This is a genomic window from Phytohabitans kaempferiae (assembly GCF_042433955.1).
Taxonomy (GTDB): domain Bacteria; phylum Actinomycetota; class Actinomycetes; order Mycobacteriales; family Micromonosporaceae; genus Phytohabitans; species Phytohabitans kaempferiae.
The window spans coordinates 162,347-177,652 of the sequence record NZ_JBHLUH010000012.1 but is presented as its reverse complement, the minus strand read 5'-3'; the positions used below and the strand labels follow the sequence as shown (position 1 = coordinate 177,652).

Sequence of the window (15,306 nt, the reverse complement as noted above, 5' to 3'; positions counted from 1 at the left end):
GGCTTTGCTCATCCCGCACTGGACGCCTCCCGCGCATATATCTGGCGTAGCCGTTCACGTGCTCGGTACGCCAGAGCGGCTACTCCACCAGGGGTGAGGCCAAGCCTCGGCGCGACCTGGGCGTGCGGCTCGCCCTCGACCTCCGTGTGCCACAGCACCGTGCGCCATCGCTCGGGCAACTGGGCGAAGGCGCGCGCCGCCTGGGCCCGCTCGACCTGCACCACGGCCGTGTCCTGAAACGGCTCGCCCTGCTCGTATCGGGTCAGGTCGTCGGTGAACTCGATCCGCTGGTCCCGCCGCATCCGGTCGTACCGCACGTGACGCAGGGTCGTGTGCAGGTAGGCACGGAACGCCACGTCCGGGCCGCGGCCGGCGCGGAGCACGGCCAGCACCTTGGCGAACGTCTCGGACACGAGGTCGTCGGCGTCCGCCGGACATCGGACCAGTGTGTAGGCCAGGCGTCTGGCCGCGCCAGCGTGGCGGGCGTAGAGGGCTCCGTACGCGGTGCTGTCGCCATCGCGTACGGCCGCCAGAAGGTGCGCGTCACTCAACTCGACATGGGTAGTCACTGCCGCCTCCAACGGGGGATTTATTGGGCGGTAACAGGAGCTAACCAGAACCTTAGGGCAATTCGGGCTTACCCGGAAGAGGTGAAGAGGTCACAGGAAGCTTTGCGTGAAACTGCGCGTGGGAGCGCGAAAACCGTCGCGTCGGTGCACAAACGCCGAACCTTGTGCAGAGTTTCACAACCGTCCCCGCTGCTCAGCCGGGCTGATCGGCTTACGCTGAGCTGAAATCCCGATGACTTCAGGAGGCGCGTCGGATTCTCCGGCACGTCCGCTGCGCGCATCCCGATTTCCGGTCAGCGTCGACCAAAGGAGACAGTCATGACGGCCCCACCGGCGACAGTTCGTGGGCTCGACAGCGCCCCGACCAACCACCAGAAGCTGCTCTCCTGGGTAGGCGAGGTCGCCGAACTGACGACCCCGGACGAGATCGTCTGGTGCGACGGCTCGGCGGGCGAGTGGCGACGCCTGACCGATGAGCTCGTCGAGGCGGGCACGCTGGTGCGCCTCGACGAAGCCCGCAAGCCCAACTCCTTCTGGGCGCGTACCGACCCGACCGACGTCGCCCGAGTCGAGGAGCGCACGTTCATCTGCTCGGTCGATGAGGCCGATGCCGGTCCCACCAACAACTGGATGGACCCGGCCGAGATGAAGCGCACCATGACCGAGCTCTACCGGGGGTGCATGCGCGGCCGCACGATGTACGTCATCCCGTTCTGCATGGGCCCGCTCGACGCGCCCGATCCGATGTTCGGGGTCGAACTGACCGACAGCCCGTACGTGGTGGCCTCGATGCGCATCATGACCCGCATGGGCAGCGAGGTGCTCGAGGCGATGGGTGACGACGCGGAGTTCGTGCCCGCGCTGCACTCGGTCGGCGCCCCGATCGAGCGCGACAGCGCGACCGGCGGGCTCAGCGCCGGTGCGTCCGATGCCGCTTGGCCCTGCAACGAGACGAAGTTCATCTCGCACTTCCCGGAGACCCGCGAGATCTGGTCGTTCGGCTCGGGCTACGGCGGCAACTCCCTGCTCGGCAAGAAGTGCTACTCGCTGCGGATCGCGAGTGTGATGGCGCGCGACGAGGGATGGCTCGCCGAGCACATGCTGATCCTCAAGCTCACCTCGCCCGAGGGCACGGTGAAGTACATCGCGGGCGCCTTCCCATCCGCCTGCGGCAAGACCAACCTCGCCATGCTCCAGCCCACGATCCCCGGCTGGAAGGTCGAGACGATCGGCGACGACATCGCCTGGATGCGCTTCGGCGACGACGGCCGGCTGTACGCCACCAACCCCGAGTACGGCCTCTTCGGCGTCGCGCCCGGCACCGACTGGAAGACCAACCCCAACGCGATGCGCACGCTCGACGTGGGCAACTCGGTCTTCACCAACGTGGCGCTCACCGACGAGGGCGACATCTGGTGGGAGGGGATGGGCGAGCCGCCCGCGCATCTCACCGACTGGCACGGCAACGACTGGACGCCCGAGTCCGGCGAACTTTCGTCGCACCCCAACTCCCGCTTCTGCACGCCGATCACGCAGTGCCCGATCCTCGCGCCCGAGTACCACGACCCGCGCGGCGTGCCGATCGACGCGATCCTCTTCGGCGGCCGGCGCAAGACCACGATCCCGCTGGTCACCGAGGCCCGTGACTGGGTCCACGGCGTGTACCTGGGCGCCACGCTCTCCTCGGAGACCACGGCCGCGGCGACCGGCAAGGTGGGCGTGGTGCGCCGCGACCCGATGGCGATGCTCCCCTTCATCGGTTACAACGCCGGCGACTACTTCCGGCACTGGATCGAGATGGGCAAGGGCGCTGGAGACGGAGCCGGCGACCCCACGAAACTTCCGAAGATCTTCTACGTCAACTGGTTCCGCCGGGGCGACGACGGCCGCTTCCTGTGGCCGGGCTTCGGCGAGAACTCCCGCGTGCTCAAGTGGATCGTCGAGCGGCTGGAGGGGCGTGGCGCCGCCGTCGAGACCCCGATCGGTCAGGTGCCCGCGCCGGACGCGCTCGACCTGACCGGCCTGGACGTGACGGTGGAAGACATCGAGGCGGTGCTCCGCGTCGACCCGGCCGAGTGGTCCGCGGAGATCCCGCAGATCACCGAGTGGTTCGAGAAGTTCGGCGACAAACTGCCGGGCGTGCTCTGGGCCGAACTCGACGCGCTGAAGGCCCGCCTCGCCGCCAGCGCGGAGTGAGCGTCGCTCGCGCGACTTGAGAGAGGACGCTGAGCCGGGGAAGCTTGGCTGGTGACCGCCACGCGTGCCGCCGCGACCCCGGTCCGGCGGCCGCCGGCGGTGCGGGCCTTGGTGGTCCTGCTCGTCGCGACCGCGGCGGCCACCGTCGCGGTCGAGGCACTCAATTGGTGGTACACCGAGGAGCAGGGCCTCGCCCTCGCGGTGCGCACCGGCTGGGCGATGCTCCGCGCGCTCGGCTTCCTGATCCTCGTGTGGCACGTGCGGCGGGGGCGGGCCGGTGCCAAGCCGTTCGGGCTGATCCTCGCGGTCACCACGGTCTTCGCGGTCGGCCGCCTGCTCGTGCCGCGCGAAGGGCTGCCGGCCCTGCCGGGCGTGGTGGGATTCGTCGGGCTTGCCCTGCTCTGCGCGGCCATCGTGCTGATCCTCTACCGGTCGCCGTCGGTGAGCGGATACCTCGTCCGCCATCCCAACCGGCTGGTGATCGGCCGCACCGGCGTCTCGTGGCAGGAGGCGGCGCCCCGGCGTCCCCAGGTGGCCGGCTGGCTGCTGACCGCGCGGGTCGCCGCGTTCACGTACGCGCCGCTGATGCTGGTGCCCTGCCTGGTCTCGATCGGCGTGATCCCGCGGCACGGGCCGCTGGCGCTGCCGGCCGTGGTGCTGTGGTTCCTCGTCGCGGTCGGGGTGAGCTACGCGGTGCTGCTGGCCACCTTCTTTCTTTTGCGCGGCCGGCGATGGGCAGGCGGGCTGATGGCGGGTATCACCGCCCTCGTGTTGCTGGTCGACCTCCCGCTGTGCTGGTGGCTGCTGGGCACCGACGGGCTGATCCGGGACGGTGCCCCGCTCGTCGTCGCCGCGGGGCTGACCCACTACTCGATCCGCCGGGCGCGCCGGTCATGACCGTCTACGACGTGGCGATCGTGGGAGCCGGGCCGGCCGGGGCGAGCGCGGCCCTCGCCGCCCGCCGGGCCGGGGCCAGCGTGCTGCTGCTCGACCGGGCGGACTTCCCGCGCGACAAGCCATGCGGCGACGGGATCGCGCCGCACGCGCTCGACGTACTGGCCGGGCTCGGTGTGCCGGACGCGGTCGACGGCTATCCGCCGGTGCCGGTGCTGCGGCTGGTCGCACCGGGCGGCGCGGAGGTGGCCCGGGCGCTGCCCCGCCCGGCGTACACGGTGCCCCGGAAGGTCTTCGACGCCCGGCTGGTCGCGGCCGCGGTGGACGCTGGCGCCGAGCTGCGGCGGCACACCGTGCGCGAGGTGGCCGAGCGCGGCGACCAGGTGCTGGTCGACGGCGAGTACGCGGCGCGCGCGGTGATCGGCGCGGACGGCGCCGGTTCGGTGGTGCGGCGGGCGCTGGGCTTCGCCCCCAACCCCGGTGGCCACCTCGCGATCGCCATGCGCGGGTACGCGCCGGCCCGCCCGGTGGTCGAGCAGCTCATCGTGACCTCGGGCACGGGGTGGCCGGCCTACGCGTGGTCGTTCCCGATCGGCGACGGGCGGGCCAACATCGGCTACGGCGAGGTGCTGCGCGGCCAGCCGCTGACCCGGGCACACCTGATCGACCGGATGGCGGCGCTGCTGCCCGGCCTTCACCCGGATGAGGTGACCGGGCTGCGAGCACACCACCTGCCGCTCTCCACGCGCCGCCCGCCGCCGGGCCGGGGGCGGATGGTGCTCGCCGGCGACGCGCTCTCGCTGATCAACCCGTTCACCGGCGAGGGCATCTTCTACGCGGTGCTCTCCGGCGCGCTGGCCGGTGCCGCGGCCGCCTCGGGAGCCCAGGTGGCCCGCCGGTACGCGACCGCGCTCCGCCGCCGGCTCGGCCGTCACTTCCGTCACAGCCGGGCGGCCGCGTGGCTCGGCGGCAACCAGCGGATGGTCGACGCCGCCGTGCGCGCGGCGGGCCGGGACGCCCGCGTCTTCGCCACGCTGGCCGAACTCGGACTCGGTGAAGGGCTCCTGAACACTCACACGTTGATGAGGATCGGCCTCGGCGCCAGGTAGTGGATCGGTCCGGTAAGCCCTACTCTGCATAAGGTGAATCTGCGGAGCCTTGTCTACTCGGTGTACGAGCGGCGGCTGACCCGGAAGCTGACTGGCAAGCCGGTGCCCGGTCATGTGGGCGTCATGTGCGACGGCAACCGGCGGTGGGCCCGGGAGATGGGCTACGTCGACCCCAATGACGGCCACCGCATGGGCGCCGCGAAGATCAAGCACCTGCTCGACTGGTGCGACCGGGCGGGCATCGCACACGTCACGCTCTACCTGCTGGCCACCGACAACCTGCGCCGCCCGGCCAGCGAGCTTGACCCGCTCCTGCAGATCATCGAAGACCTGGTCACCGAGCTGGCCGAAGAGGGCAACCCGTGGCAGCTGCGGGTGGTGGGCGCGCTTGACGTACTGCCCGCCGAGACCGCCACCACGCTCAAGGCGGCCCAGGAGCGCACGATCGGCCGCAGCGGAGGCGCCCAGGTCAACCTCGCGGTCGGATACGGTGGCCGGCGCGAGATCGCCGACGCCGTGCGGTCACTGCTCAGCGACCACGCCCAGGCCGGCGGCACGATCGAGGAACTGGTCGAGGTGCTCGACGTGGAGCACATCGCCGAGCATCTGTACACGCGCGGCCAGCCCGACCCCGACCTGATCATCCGGACGAGCGGCGAGCAGCGGCTCTCCGGCTTCCTGCTGTGGCAGTCGGCGCAGTCGGAGTTCTACTTCTGCGACATGAACTGGCCCGACTTCCGCCACATCGACTTCCTCCGAGCCCTGCGGGCGTACGGCCAGCGCCAGCGCCGCTACGGCGCCTGACCGCTCGGTCAGTCAGCACCGGCGGCGCCGGCCGCGGGTCAGGACCGCAGCGTCTGTAGCGCCTCGGCCAGAAACTTGCCGAGCGCCTGCGGCGAGTCGATGGTCAGGTCGGCGGCGCGGGCCACCTCCTGCCCGGTCTCCGGGTTGGCCACCGCCACGCAGATGCCGAAGAAGCGCTCGTCGGCGGCCTCCAGCTCGCGCAGCGCGTTGAACGCCTTGATGTCGGAGACGTCGTCGCCGAAGTACCACGCGCAGCCCGCCGAGGCGGCCACGTCGCGGATGACCATGCCCTTGTCACGGTCGACCGGGGGCTTGACCTCGATGACCATGCGGCCGGTCTGCACGCGCATGCCCTGCCGCTCGGCCTCCGCCCGGGCCCACGCCTCGACCTGCTCGGCCAGGTGCGGATTGGTGCGCCAGTGCAGGGCGACGGAGAGCCGCTTGTATTCGACCAGGACGCCCTCGGGCAGCTCGCGCTGCGCCCGCTCGGCCACCTCGGCCATCCCTGGCACCCAGGGCAGGGCGGCCGGCTCGGTGACCGTCTCGCCCGCGCCGTGGCTGTGCTCGAGCCCGTACAACCCGTACAGGTCGACGGTGGTCAGGTGGCCGAAGCGCTCACGGAGGAAGGCGACCGGGCGGGCGGAGACGACCGCCACCCGCTGGACCACCTCGGCGAGCCCGGCGATGGCGGTCATGACCTCCGGCACCGGCTGGACCGCGTTTGGGTCGTCGCCAACCGGTGCCACCACACCGTCGAAGTCGAAGAAGAGCATGCACTCCGCGGCCCGGGCTGTGGTGATCTGCCACGCCTGGTCCGCGGTCAGGGGACGGGACGGGCGCTGTTTACCCGCATCGTTCGGCCGCACGCGGGCCAGCGTACCGAATGAACGACCTGGCGTTCGACGGTCGCGTAAGGATCAATCGTCGCTTCCGGTCATGGCCCGCCGTCCGATCCGCGGTCCCAGCGGCACCACGCTGGCATCCTGGCCCTGGCCGAGCAGGTAACCCTCGACGAAACCGCTGTTGCGGTCGCCGACGCGGTCATCGAGATCCGCCAGGCGGACGACCAGGAAATCGCTGAGCGCGCGCAACCTGTCGGTGGTCCGCTGGTGCAGCTCGGCCACGACCGCGAGCAGGGCCATCACCGAAGCGGTGGCGACCGCGAACATGTTGACGACGATGGGCACGTGCCGGGCGCTCAGCACCTCGACCAGGATGTTGGCGGTCACGCACAATGTGAACGCCACGGTCGCCACGACGACCGCGGTCCATTTCAGGGGCATAGACGACCCCTCCCTCTTGTCCCGCAGGGCTGGTGCGGCCTTGTCCCGTCCCCCCCGCCGACGACGAGCCCAAGCAGTACGAAGTGGACGGTAGCTTGCCGCGAGCCGGGGCACCGCAGTTTTGCGACAGCCGTACCGGGCTTCTTTCGCTATTTGGAGACTTGGCGTGCCTAGCTAGCCCTTTTGCGACCCTTGCGCGAGTCGGAGGGGACAGGGGGCCGGTAGGCGAGGTAGCGGACGGTCTCTCGAATGTGGAACTTCTCGGCGTCCGAGACATTGGGGTCGACCAGGCGCCGGAGCAGCGCCTCGACGTCGGGGTCCATCGGCGGTGCCGCCGGCGCTGATCTGGTGGGGGCTGCGTCGGCCCAGCCGAGGACGCCGAAGGCCACCGTGGGGTTGATGCCGAGGCCCTCGCAGAAGGCCACGACACGCTCGGCCTCGGGGTCGCTGGCCCACTCGCCGCGGACCCATCGGTTGATGGTCTGGCGCGACACACCTGTGCGTCGTGCGACCTCCGAACCGGTCCAGGCGCGGGTCGTGCGCGCATCTTCCAGCGCTTTGCGTACGAACGCGGCGAAAGCGATCTTTCGCCCATGCGTGCTTTCCGGCACCGGGTGACGGTACGGCCAGTTCGGCGGCCCGCTTTCTCGCGAAACGGCACTGTCCCGCGAGCGTGACGGGTCATGATCAGAACTGCCTAGCCAGTATTTCCTTTTCCTGAGGGGCGCCACGCCGATAGAGTAGGTCATCTGTCTGTCTCGTACATATCAGCCGAAAAGATGATGCTGTCACGCGTATGAGACGCCGTACGCTCTGTCACGTGCTTGGGACGATTCGTAGTCAAAGCTGTCACGTAGGTGTGACAGGAGGGAACGGATGACCGAGGTTGAGACGCGAGCGGACGCCTTCGGGTTGATCGCTGAGGGGGTGGCGGCTGGGCTGAGTGCTCCCTGGCGGCTGTATCTGGCCCGCGGTTCCCGGTACGTCTCGCTCAACGTCGGTAGCCGTGCCGAGTGGGACTCCTGGCGGACCCACCTGGGATGCCCCGAATTGAGTGTGCGGGTGTACGACGCGGGAGGCGACATCCGCCGCTCATCGGTGGCCGAGGTGGTGCTTGGGGGCTGCCGGATCAGCGTAGAGCTCGTCGAGGAGGTGAGCATGACGGACATCAGCCGGCTCCTGGATGCCGAGGTTGATCCATGAGCCCATTCTTCGCGCTGTTCTTCGTACTCCTGCTGGGTTCGTCGAGCTACGCCGCCGGTCGGCTGCATGGTCAGTTGAGCTATCGCATCGGGTACCGGTTCGGGTACCGCCAAGGCTATTTGGACGGCGACCGCGGGGCATGGAACCGGCGGCGTCGCGAGGTGCAGACGGCCAGGACCAGAGCGGGTAACGAACTGCCGGCCGGGCCGGCGGTGGTCGTACGGCAGGGAACCACGTACACCAGCGCCTCATTCGTGGAAGCCGCGTCCAACGGCGGAAGGCACTCCACTCCGGTGGGGTGAGCGGCTTCCTCAGGGGGTCGTGCGGCCAGACCGGTGGCCGTACGACTCGCCGACCGGGATGCGCGCAGGGGGCACGCATCCTGGTCGGCCCCTCCCAGCCGGCCCGTCCGACCCTGGGTCGCAGCCGCCCTCGGGTCGGGCGGGCCGGCGCCTAAAAGCTTGGCGCTGGTCGCCTGAAAAGCTCCGGGGCCATCGGCATGTCGGTGGTCCCGGCTCCAGCGCTCGTGCGGCGTCGATCACGGCGCGCCGGCCGGCTTGTACTAGCCCAAGCCACCCTTCGCCGGTTAGCTTCTACGCATGGCGCGGGGTCATCCCAAGCCACCGGCCGGCCCGGGACCTGCGTTTTACCGCCACGGGACCTCGCATCCGACCCCGTGACTCCGGGCACCGGACGAGGCGGATCGCGGGCGGTCCGGGTGCACGCCCGCCGGAGCAGGCCTGTGACGACTCGCCGTACCAATCCTCGGGCCACCAATCAGGACCCAGCCGCCACGACCCCGAGCCGCCGTTCGAAGTCCACTCGCACCGCAGCACCGGCCGAGCCCGCGCCCACGGAGCCGGCCGGTAAGTCGTATGTGCTGGACACCTCGGTGCTGCTGTCCGATCCGGCGGCTTTCTACCGCTTCAATGAGCACGAGGTGGTCCTGCCGCTGGTCGTCATCTCCGAACTGGAGGGCAAGCGCCACCATCCGGAGCTTGGCTGGTTCGCCCGCCAGTGCCTGCGCATGCTCGACGAGCTGCGGATCAAGCACGGTCGTCTGGACGCCCCGCTGCCGGTCAACGACGTCGGTGGCACGCTGCGCGTGGAGCTCAACCACGCCGACCCGTCCGTGCTGCCGCAGGGCTTCCGCAACGAGTCCAACGACGCCCGCATCCTCTCCGTCGCCCTCGGCCTGGCCGCCGAGGGGCGCGACGTCACGCTGGTGAGCAAGGACATGCCGCTGCGGGTCAAGGCCGCCTCGGTCGGCCTGCACGCCGACGAGTACCGCCATGGCCAGGCCAGCGATCCCACCTGGACCGGCATGGCCGACCTGGAGCTGGGCGAGGAGCAGGTCAACCAGCTGTACGCGGGCGAGACGCTCGATGTGGACGAAGCCGCCGGCCTGCCCTGCCACACCGGCCTGGTGCTGCACTCGTCACGTGGCTCGGCGCTGGGCCGCGTGCTGCCCGACAAGACCGTGCGGCTGGTCCGTGGCGACCGGGAGGCGTTCGGGCTGCGCGGGCGCTCGGCGGAGCAGCGGATCGCGCTCGACCTGCTGCTCGACGAGTCGATCGGCATCGTGTCGCTCGGCGGGCGGGCCGGCACCGGCAAGTCCGCGCTGGCACTCTGCGCCGGCCTCGAAGCCGTGATGGAGCGGCGCAAGCACAAGAAGGTCATCGTCTTCCGCCCGCTGTACGCGGTGGGCGGCCAGGAGCTCGGCTACCTGCCCGGCTCCGAGTCGGAGAAGATGTCGCCGTGGGCCCAGGCGGTCTTCGACACGCTGGGCGCGGTGGTGCACGAAAACGTCATGGAAGAGGTCCTGGCCCGGGGCATGCTCGAGGTGCTCCCGCTGACCCACATCCGGGGCCGCAGCCTGCACGACGCGTTCGTGATCGTCGATGAGGCGCAGTCGCTGGAGCGGGGGGTCCTGCTCACCGTCCTGTCCCGGATCGGGCAGGGCTCGCGGGTCGTGCTCACGCACGACGTGGCCCAGCGCGACAACCTCCGGGTCGGCCGCCACGACGGTGTGACCGCGGTGATCGAGGCGCTGAAGGGTCACCCGATCTTCGCCCACGTCACCCTGAACCGGTCAGAACGGTCACCGATTGCCGAAGTGGTCACTGACCTGCTGGAGGACATCCCCCGCTAACCGCGCGGGATATGTCCATATTTGCCCAGATAAAAGGCGTGGCGCAAATCACAAAGGGTCTAGCGCGACTCCCCAATCGCCTCACTGTGCGCAATGGTGTCCTGCGGGCACCCGCACAACGCTGGCACCGCTCGTCGGTCCAGGAGCAGGTGCCCACGGCGCGGACCGCCGTCCCCCTCGCAGTCGTCCGCGCCGTGTCCTTGCCCCCGACGAAGGGACCACTTCGTGAGTCGGCTGTGGAGCCGGTTCGGGATCCGGGCTTCAGCCCTCGCATTGCTCCTCGCGGGCGTTGGCGGTGGCTACCACCTGGGTCAGGACCGGGAAGCGCAGCAGCAAGGGATCAGCGCTCAGCTGGCCGCCGATGCCGATCAGGAGGAGATCGCGTACATCAAGGAGCGCCACCGCGAGCACATGGTCGCGACGGCGCACCAGCGCGAGGCCCAGCGGGTCGCCGCCGAGAAGGCCGCCGCCGCGGCCAAGGCGGAGGCCGAGCGGGCCCGCAAGGCCGCCGAGGCTGCGAGCCGCAAGAAGCGTGAGGAGCAGGAGCGGAAGGAAGAGGAAGAGGCCAACGCGGCACCAAAGCCGTTCACCGGCCCGATTCCGGCCTCCTGCAACGAGTACAGCGGCAACCGCAAGACCGGTTGTGCACTCCTCCTCAGCAGCGGCTTCAAGATCGACCAGATGCCCTGCCTGGACAAGCTGTGGACGAAGGAGAGCGGCTGGAACCACAAGGCCCGCAACCCGTCCTCCGGCGCGTACGGCATCCCGCAGGCACTGCCCGGCGGCAAGATGGAGTCGGCTGGTTCCGACTGGCAGACCAACCCGGCCACGCAGATCAAGTGGGGCCTGGGCTACATCAAGGGCCGTTACGGCGACCCCTGCGGCGCATGGGCGCACTCGCAGGACGTGGGCTGGTACTGACGACCCGCTGACCGATCGGAAAGGGCACGCCCCGCGAGGGTGCGTGCCCTTTCTGGCGTTTCGTGACCGGGCTCGCGGCGACCGACCGTCCATACTGGTCAAACTGCCTATATCGGGGGGAATCGCATGCGTGGTGCGGGGTGGCTCGGCGCGCTGGTCGCTGGCGCGGTGCTTGGCTCGATCGCGGTGACCGGGCCGGTCACGGCGGCGCCCGTACCTTCGCCTCCGCCGCGTGACGAGATCGTCGGCGGCCGGCTGGCCGAGCCGGGGGAGTTTCCCTGGGTGGTGCGCCTTTCGATGGGCTGCGCGGGCGCCCTGACCGCGCCGCGCGTGGTGCTGACCGCGGCGCACTGCGTCGACCGCACCGGCTTCGACAGCGGCATCACGATCATCGCCGGCACGGCCGACCAGCACTCGCCGGACGCGATCCGGGTCAAGTCCCGGTACGTGCTGCGCGCCCCCGGCTTCCGGGACGCGACCCGGGGCGACGACTGGGCGCTGATCCAGCTCGCCCAGGAGCTCGACCTGCCGCTGCTCCCGCGCGCCGCCGACAGGTCGTACGACAAGGGGACCTTCACGGTCATGGGCTGGGGCTCGACCCGCGACGGCTCGGCGACCCAGCAGCGGTACCTGCGCACCGTCGACGTGCCCTTCGTCTCCGACCGGATCTGCGGGCAGACGTACCGGGACGCCGGCTTCCCCTTCGTCTCCAGCGACATGATCTGCGCGGGCGACACGCGGCGGGGAGGGGTGGACGCCTGCCAGGGCGACTCGGGTGGGCCGCTCGTACGCCGTGACGCGGCCGGCGCGTGGGTCCAGGTGGGCATCGTCAGCTGGGGCCGCGGCTGCGCTCGCAGGGACTACCCCGGCGTCTACACGCAGATCTCCCGGTACGCCGAGGTCCTGGATAGCCGCACCGGTGAATTGGACTGAATGAGGCCCGCTCATTTGGCGACGGCCCCCGAGAGCTGATAGCAACGGGAGCGTGGTTTACGGCGGCACCTCGAGCGGCGATCCCAACCGCTTCGGCACTGATGCGTTCTACGCCTCGTTGGGGCGGGCCTTCGTGGCGATGTGTGCCGTGGTGCCGGTGCTCTTCGCGATCGAGGCGATCGACAGCTGGCTGGGCAACCCCTTCGACACGACGGTCGGCATCGTGCCGAAGCACATCGAGGGCCTCGACGGCGTGTTCTTCGCGCCGTTCCTGCACCACGGCTTCGACCACCTTTACAGCAACAGCGTGCCACTGATCCTGCTCGGCACGTTCGTACTGGCGGCGGGGGGCAAGCGCTTCCTGTACTCGACGCTCTTCATCATCTTCGCGAGCGGCCTGGGCGTGTGGTTCACCGGCAACTCCAACACCATCGTGGTGGGCGCGAGCGGCGTGATCTTCGGGTACCTCGGTCTGCTGCTGATGCGCGGCCTGGTCGAGCGGAGCTGGTGGAACCTCGGCGTGGTCTTCCTGGTCGGCCTGCTCTACGGCTGGCAGCTGATCGTGGGCATCCTCCCCTCCGACCCCCAGGTCTCCTGGCAGGGGCACCTCTTCGGCTTCCTGGGCGGCCTGGTGGCGGCGATCCTCTTCCGCCGGCGCCCCGCCCAGTCGACGTACCCGCTCGACTAGGGCACCTCGGGCGCACCGGCTCCTGGCGCGTCCTCGTCGGCGGCGAGATCGAGGGTTGGGTGGGGGCGTGGGGACGCGGAGGGTGAGGCTGCGGGAGCGACGGTCTTGACCGCGACGGGCATCGCGGTAGCCCAGATCGGGGTCTTCGAGGGCTTTCAGTGAGGTAGGGCAAGCCCCTGTTCTGCGGGACGTCCTTGCCGGCCGCCGCGCGGTGTGCCTACGGTCTGGTCCTGCGATGCATCTGTTAGCGGCAGGCTCGGTCCCACGGAAGGCTACGGTGGACGCATGCGCGAGGTCGATGTCGCGATTGTGGGGGCTGGACCCACAGGGCTCTACGCGGCTTACTACGCCGGGTTCCGAGGGCTCACGACGGCGGTCATCGACGCGCTGCCCGAGCCAGGCGGCCAGGTCACGGCGATGTACCCGGAGAAGGCGATCTACGACGTCGCCGGCTTCCCCGTGATCAAGGGGCGTGACCTGGTGGCCAACCTGGTCGAGCAGGCCGCCCCCTACAACCCCGAGTACATCCTGGGCGCCCGCGCCGAGGAGCTGTCCTACGTGGATGAGCGGCCGCTGCTCTCGCTCGGCGGGGGCGAAAAGCTGCTCTGCGGTGCGATCATCATCACAGGCGGGCTGGGCAGCTTCAGCCCGCGGCCATTGCCGGCCGCGGCGGCGTTCAGCGGGAGTGGGCTGGTCTACTTCGTGCCCCGCCTCGCCGACCTGGCTGGCCACGACGTGCTGATCGTGGGCGGCGGCGACTCGGCGTTCGACTGGGCGCTGGCGCTGGAGCCGCTGGCCAAGTCGATCACGCTCGTGCACCGCCGGGAGAAGTTCCGGGCGCACGCGGCCACCGTCTCCCGTGTGCAAGGGCTGCCGGTGCGGATCGTCGTCAACGCGGAGATCGCCAAGATCCACGGGGTCGAGCAGGTGACCCACGCCGACATCGTGGTCAAGGGCGCCGAGGCCGAGACGGTCCCGGTCGACACGGTGGTCGCCGCGCTCGGCTTCACCGCCGACCTGGGCCCGCTGGCCGAGTGGGGGCTCGATATCGACAAGCGGCACATCAAGGTGGACAGCACGATGCTGACCAACCGGCCGCGGGTCTTCGCCGCCGGCGACATCGCCGAATACCCGGGGAAGGTGCGGCTGATCGCCACCGGCTTCGGCGAGGCGGCCACCGCGGTCAACAACGCCGCCGTCACCATCGACCCCGGCGCCCACCTCTTCCCTGGCCACTCGTCCGACGCGGGCTGACGGGTCACCTGCGCGGTCGCCATGACCGGCCGGCGCGAACCCCACAAACCTGGACAAAACATGCGGGCTGCCGCGGCGTCCGCCGTGGTCCGGACCGTCGCTCCCGCAGCCTCACCCTCCGCGCCCACACGACCGCCGCCGGCCCACTGGGCCGGCGGCCGGGTCGCGGAGCGGGGCCGGAGGTCAGGAGATGTCGGCCAGCGGGCGCCCGTCGAAGTCGACGGCCGAGTAGAGGGCGAGCTTCTCCAGGCGGTGGTACGAGTCGATCACTCGGATCGTGCCGCTCTTGGAGCGCATCACGATCGACTGCGTGTACGCGCCACCGGCCCGGTAGCGCACCCCCTTGAGCAGGTCACCGGTGGTGATGCCGGTGGCGACGAAGAAGCAGTTGTCGCCGGTGACGAGGTCGTCGGTGGTGAGTACGCGGTCGAGGTCGTGGCCGGCGGCGATCGCCTTCTCCCGCTCGGCGTCGTCGCGCGGCCAGAGCTTGGCCTGCATCGCCCCGCCCATGCACTTGAGCGCGCAGGCGGCGGTGATGCCCTCGGGCGTGCCGCCGATGCCCACGAGTAGGTCTACATCGGACTGCTCGCTCGCCGCGGAGATGGCCCCCGCGATGTCGCCGTCGGAGATGAAGCGGATGCGGGCGCCGGCATCGCGTACCTCGCGGACCAGCTCTTCGTGCCGGGAGCGGTCGAGGATGCAGACGGTGACGTCGGAAACGCCGGAATTCTTGACCTTCGCGACGCGGCGGATGTTTTCTGTCACGCCCGCGTTGATGTCGATCACATGCGCGCAGTCGGCCCCGACCGCGAGCTTCTCCATGTAGAAGACCGCGCTCGGGTCGAACATCGCGCCCCGCTCGGCCACCGCCAGCACCGCGATCGCGTTGGGCATGCCCTTGCTCATCAGCGTGGTGCCGTCGATCGGGTCGACCGCCACGTCGACCTCCGGCCCGCTGCCGTCGCCGACGTGCTCGCCGTTGAAGAGCATGGGCGCGTTGTCCTTTTCGCCCTCCCCGATGACCACCACGCCGCGCATCTGGATCGAGTTGATCAGTTTGCGCATCGCGTCGACCGCGGCGCCGTCACCGCCCTCCTTGTCGCCCCGGCCGACCCACCGGCCGGCGGCCATCGCCGCGGCCTCGGTGACCCGGACTAGTTCGAGGGCGAGGTTGCGGTCGAGATCCTGAGGGATACGGTCCTGCGGCATGGTGGTCCTCCTCGCGACGTTGCGGGGCTCTGCTGGCTGGCGCGCGCTTTCGCTCGCACGACGCCCCCGGGGCGCCGCCTCGGTCCCCCCG

The 15,306-nt window shown here is 70.2% G+C and carries 16 protein-coding genes; 11 read left to right on the top strand and 5 right to left on the bottom strand.

The window, feature by feature from the left end:
- Positions 1-8: 8 nt before the first annotated feature.
- Entirely contained in the window at positions 9-569 is a 561-nt protein-coding gene (locus ACFFIA_RS10430; RefSeq protein ID WP_377249194.1) for an RNA polymerase sigma factor, read from the bottom strand.
- Positions 570-887: 318 nt separating this feature from the next.
- On the opposite strand from ACFFIA_RS10430, the gene ACFFIA_RS10425 reads away from it, so the two are divergent.
- Genes ACFFIA_RS10425 through ACFFIA_RS10410 form a run of 4 tightly spaced genes read left to right on the top strand, consistent with a single transcriptional unit; the run spans position 888 to position 5,572 of the window.
- Positions 888-2,765 (top strand): phosphoenolpyruvate carboxykinase (GTP), encoded by a 1,878-nt coding sequence (locus tag ACFFIA_RS10425; protein ID WP_377249192.1) that lies wholly within the window; start codon positions 888-890, stop codon positions 2,763-2,765.
- Between the two features lie 51 nt (positions 2,766-2,816).
- Complete coding sequence (locus ACFFIA_RS10420) at positions 2,817-3,662, top strand: hypothetical protein (RefSeq protein WP_377249190.1); 846 nt, start codon at positions 2,817-2,819, stop codon at positions 3,660-3,662.
- Positions 3,659-4,768: an NAD(P)/FAD-dependent oxidoreductase gene (locus ACFFIA_RS10415; RefSeq protein ID WP_377249187.1), complete on the top strand. Its 1,110-nt coding sequence runs from the start codon at positions 3,659-3,661 to the stop codon at positions 4,766-4,768. The genes ACFFIA_RS10420 and ACFFIA_RS10415 overlap by 4 nt, the downstream gene beginning before the upstream one ends.
- Before the next feature lie 33 nt (positions 4,769-4,801).
- On the top strand, positions 4,802-5,572 hold the full coding sequence (locus ACFFIA_RS10410) for an isoprenyl transferase (protein ID WP_377249185.1): 771 nt from the start codon (positions 4,802-4,804) through the stop codon (positions 5,570-5,572).
- A 38-nt stretch (positions 5,573-5,610) separates the two neighbouring features.
- Here ACFFIA_RS10410 and otsB read toward each other — a convergent pair whose 3' ends face one another.
- From otsB to ACFFIA_RS10395, 3 genes are all read right to left on the bottom strand, one after another.
- Complete coding sequence (gene otsB, locus ACFFIA_RS10405; protein ID WP_377249183.1) at positions 5,611-6,438, bottom strand: trehalose-phosphatase; 828 nt, start codon at positions 6,436-6,438, stop codon at positions 5,611-5,613.
- Positions 6,439-6,489: 51 nt separating this feature from the next.
- Complete coding sequence (locus tag ACFFIA_RS10400) at positions 6,490-6,855, bottom strand: hypothetical protein (RefSeq protein WP_377249180.1); 366 nt, start codon at positions 6,853-6,855, stop codon at positions 6,490-6,492.
- 170 nt (positions 6,856-7,025) lie between these two features.
- Positions 7,026-7,466: an XRE family transcriptional regulator gene (locus ACFFIA_RS10395; protein WP_377249177.1), complete on the bottom strand. Its 441-nt coding sequence runs from the start codon at positions 7,464-7,466 to the stop codon at positions 7,026-7,028.
- A gap of 265 nt (positions 7,467-7,731) precedes the next feature.
- On the opposite strand from ACFFIA_RS10395, the gene ACFFIA_RS10390 reads away from it, so the two are divergent.
- The 7 genes from ACFFIA_RS10390 (at position 7,732) to ACFFIA_RS10360 (ending at position 14,006) form a co-directional block, all read left to right on the top strand.
- Positions 7,732-8,058 carry a hypothetical protein gene (locus tag ACFFIA_RS10390; RefSeq protein ID WP_377249174.1) on the top strand — a complete coding sequence of 109 codons (327 nt, stop codon included), beginning with the start codon at positions 7,732-7,734 and terminating at the stop codon, positions 8,056-8,058.
- Positions 8,055-8,360 carry a hypothetical protein gene (locus tag ACFFIA_RS10385; RefSeq protein WP_377249171.1) on the top strand — a complete coding sequence of 102 codons (306 nt, stop codon included), beginning with the start codon at positions 8,055-8,057 and terminating at the stop codon, positions 8,358-8,360. The genes ACFFIA_RS10390 and ACFFIA_RS10385 overlap by 4 nt, the downstream gene beginning before the upstream one ends.
- 440 nt (positions 8,361-8,800) lie before the next feature.
- Positions 8,801-10,210 (top strand): RNA 5'-3' helicase PhoH2, encoded by a 1,410-nt coding sequence (phoH2, locus tag ACFFIA_RS10380; RefSeq protein ID WP_377249168.1) that lies wholly within the window; start codon positions 8,801-8,803, stop codon positions 10,208-10,210.
- A 225-nt stretch (positions 10,211-10,435) separates the two neighbouring features.
- Entirely contained in the window at positions 10,436-11,131 is a 696-nt protein-coding gene (locus ACFFIA_RS10375) for an aggregation-promoting factor C-terminal-like domain-containing protein (protein WP_377249165.1), read from the top strand.
- 126 nt (positions 11,132-11,257) lie between these two features.
- The gene (locus ACFFIA_RS10370; protein ID WP_377249162.1) at positions 11,258-12,064 is read left to right on the top strand and encodes a S1 family peptidase; all 807 of its coding nucleotides are present in this window, start codon (positions 11,258-11,260) and stop codon (positions 12,062-12,064) included.
- 52 nt (positions 12,065-12,116) lie between these two features.
- The gene (locus ACFFIA_RS10365; RefSeq protein WP_377249159.1) at positions 12,117-12,752 is read left to right on the top strand and encodes a rhomboid family intramembrane serine protease; all 636 of its coding nucleotides are present in this window, start codon (positions 12,117-12,119) and stop codon (positions 12,750-12,752) included.
- Positions 12,753-13,037: 285 nt separating this feature from the next.
- The gene (locus ACFFIA_RS10360) at positions 13,038-14,006 is read left to right on the top strand and encodes an NAD(P)/FAD-dependent oxidoreductase (RefSeq protein WP_377249156.1); all 969 of its coding nucleotides are present in this window, start codon (positions 13,038-13,040) and stop codon (positions 14,004-14,006) included.
- A gap of 183 nt (positions 14,007-14,189) precedes the next feature.
- On the opposite strand, the gene glpX is transcribed toward ACFFIA_RS10360, so the two are convergent.
- On the bottom strand, positions 14,190-15,215 hold the full coding sequence (glpX, locus tag ACFFIA_RS10355) for a class II fructose-bisphosphatase (protein ID WP_377249153.1): 1,026 nt from the start codon (positions 15,213-15,215) through the stop codon (positions 14,190-14,192).
- Between the last annotated feature and the right edge of the window lie 91 nt (positions 15,216-15,306).

Excerpts from the sequence above, each read along its gene's own strand:
- ACFFIA_RS10370 (WP_377249162.1), top strand. The coding sequence starts at position 11,258 with ATGCGTGGTGCGGGGTGGCTCGGCGCGCTGGTCGCTGGCGCGGTGCTT.
- ACFFIA_RS10425 (WP_377249192.1), top strand. The coding sequence starts at position 888 with ATGACGGCCCCACCGGCGACAGTTCGTGGGCTCGACAGCGCCCCGACC.
- ACFFIA_RS10415 (WP_377249187.1), top strand. The coding sequence starts at position 3,659 with ATGACCGTCTACGACGTGGCGATCGTGGGAGCCGGGCCGGCCGGGGCG.
- ACFFIA_RS10360 (WP_377249156.1), top strand. The coding sequence starts at position 13,038 with ATGCGCGAGGTCGATGTCGCGATTGTGGGGGCTGGACCCACAGGGCTC.
- ACFFIA_RS10385 (WP_377249171.1), top strand. The coding sequence starts at position 8,055 with ATGAGCCCATTCTTCGCGCTGTTCTTCGTACTCCTGCTGGGTTCGTCG.
- ACFFIA_RS10400 (WP_377249180.1), bottom strand. The coding sequence starts at position 6,855 with ATGCCCCTGAAATGGACCGCGGTCGTCGTGGCGACCGTGGCGTTCACA.
- ACFFIA_RS10390 (WP_377249174.1), top strand. The coding sequence starts at position 7,732 with ATGACCGAGGTTGAGACGCGAGCGGACGCCTTCGGGTTGATCGCTGAG.
- glpX (WP_377249153.1), bottom strand. The coding sequence starts at position 15,215 with ATGCCGCAGGACCGTATCCCTCAGGATCTCGACCGCAACCTCGCCCTC.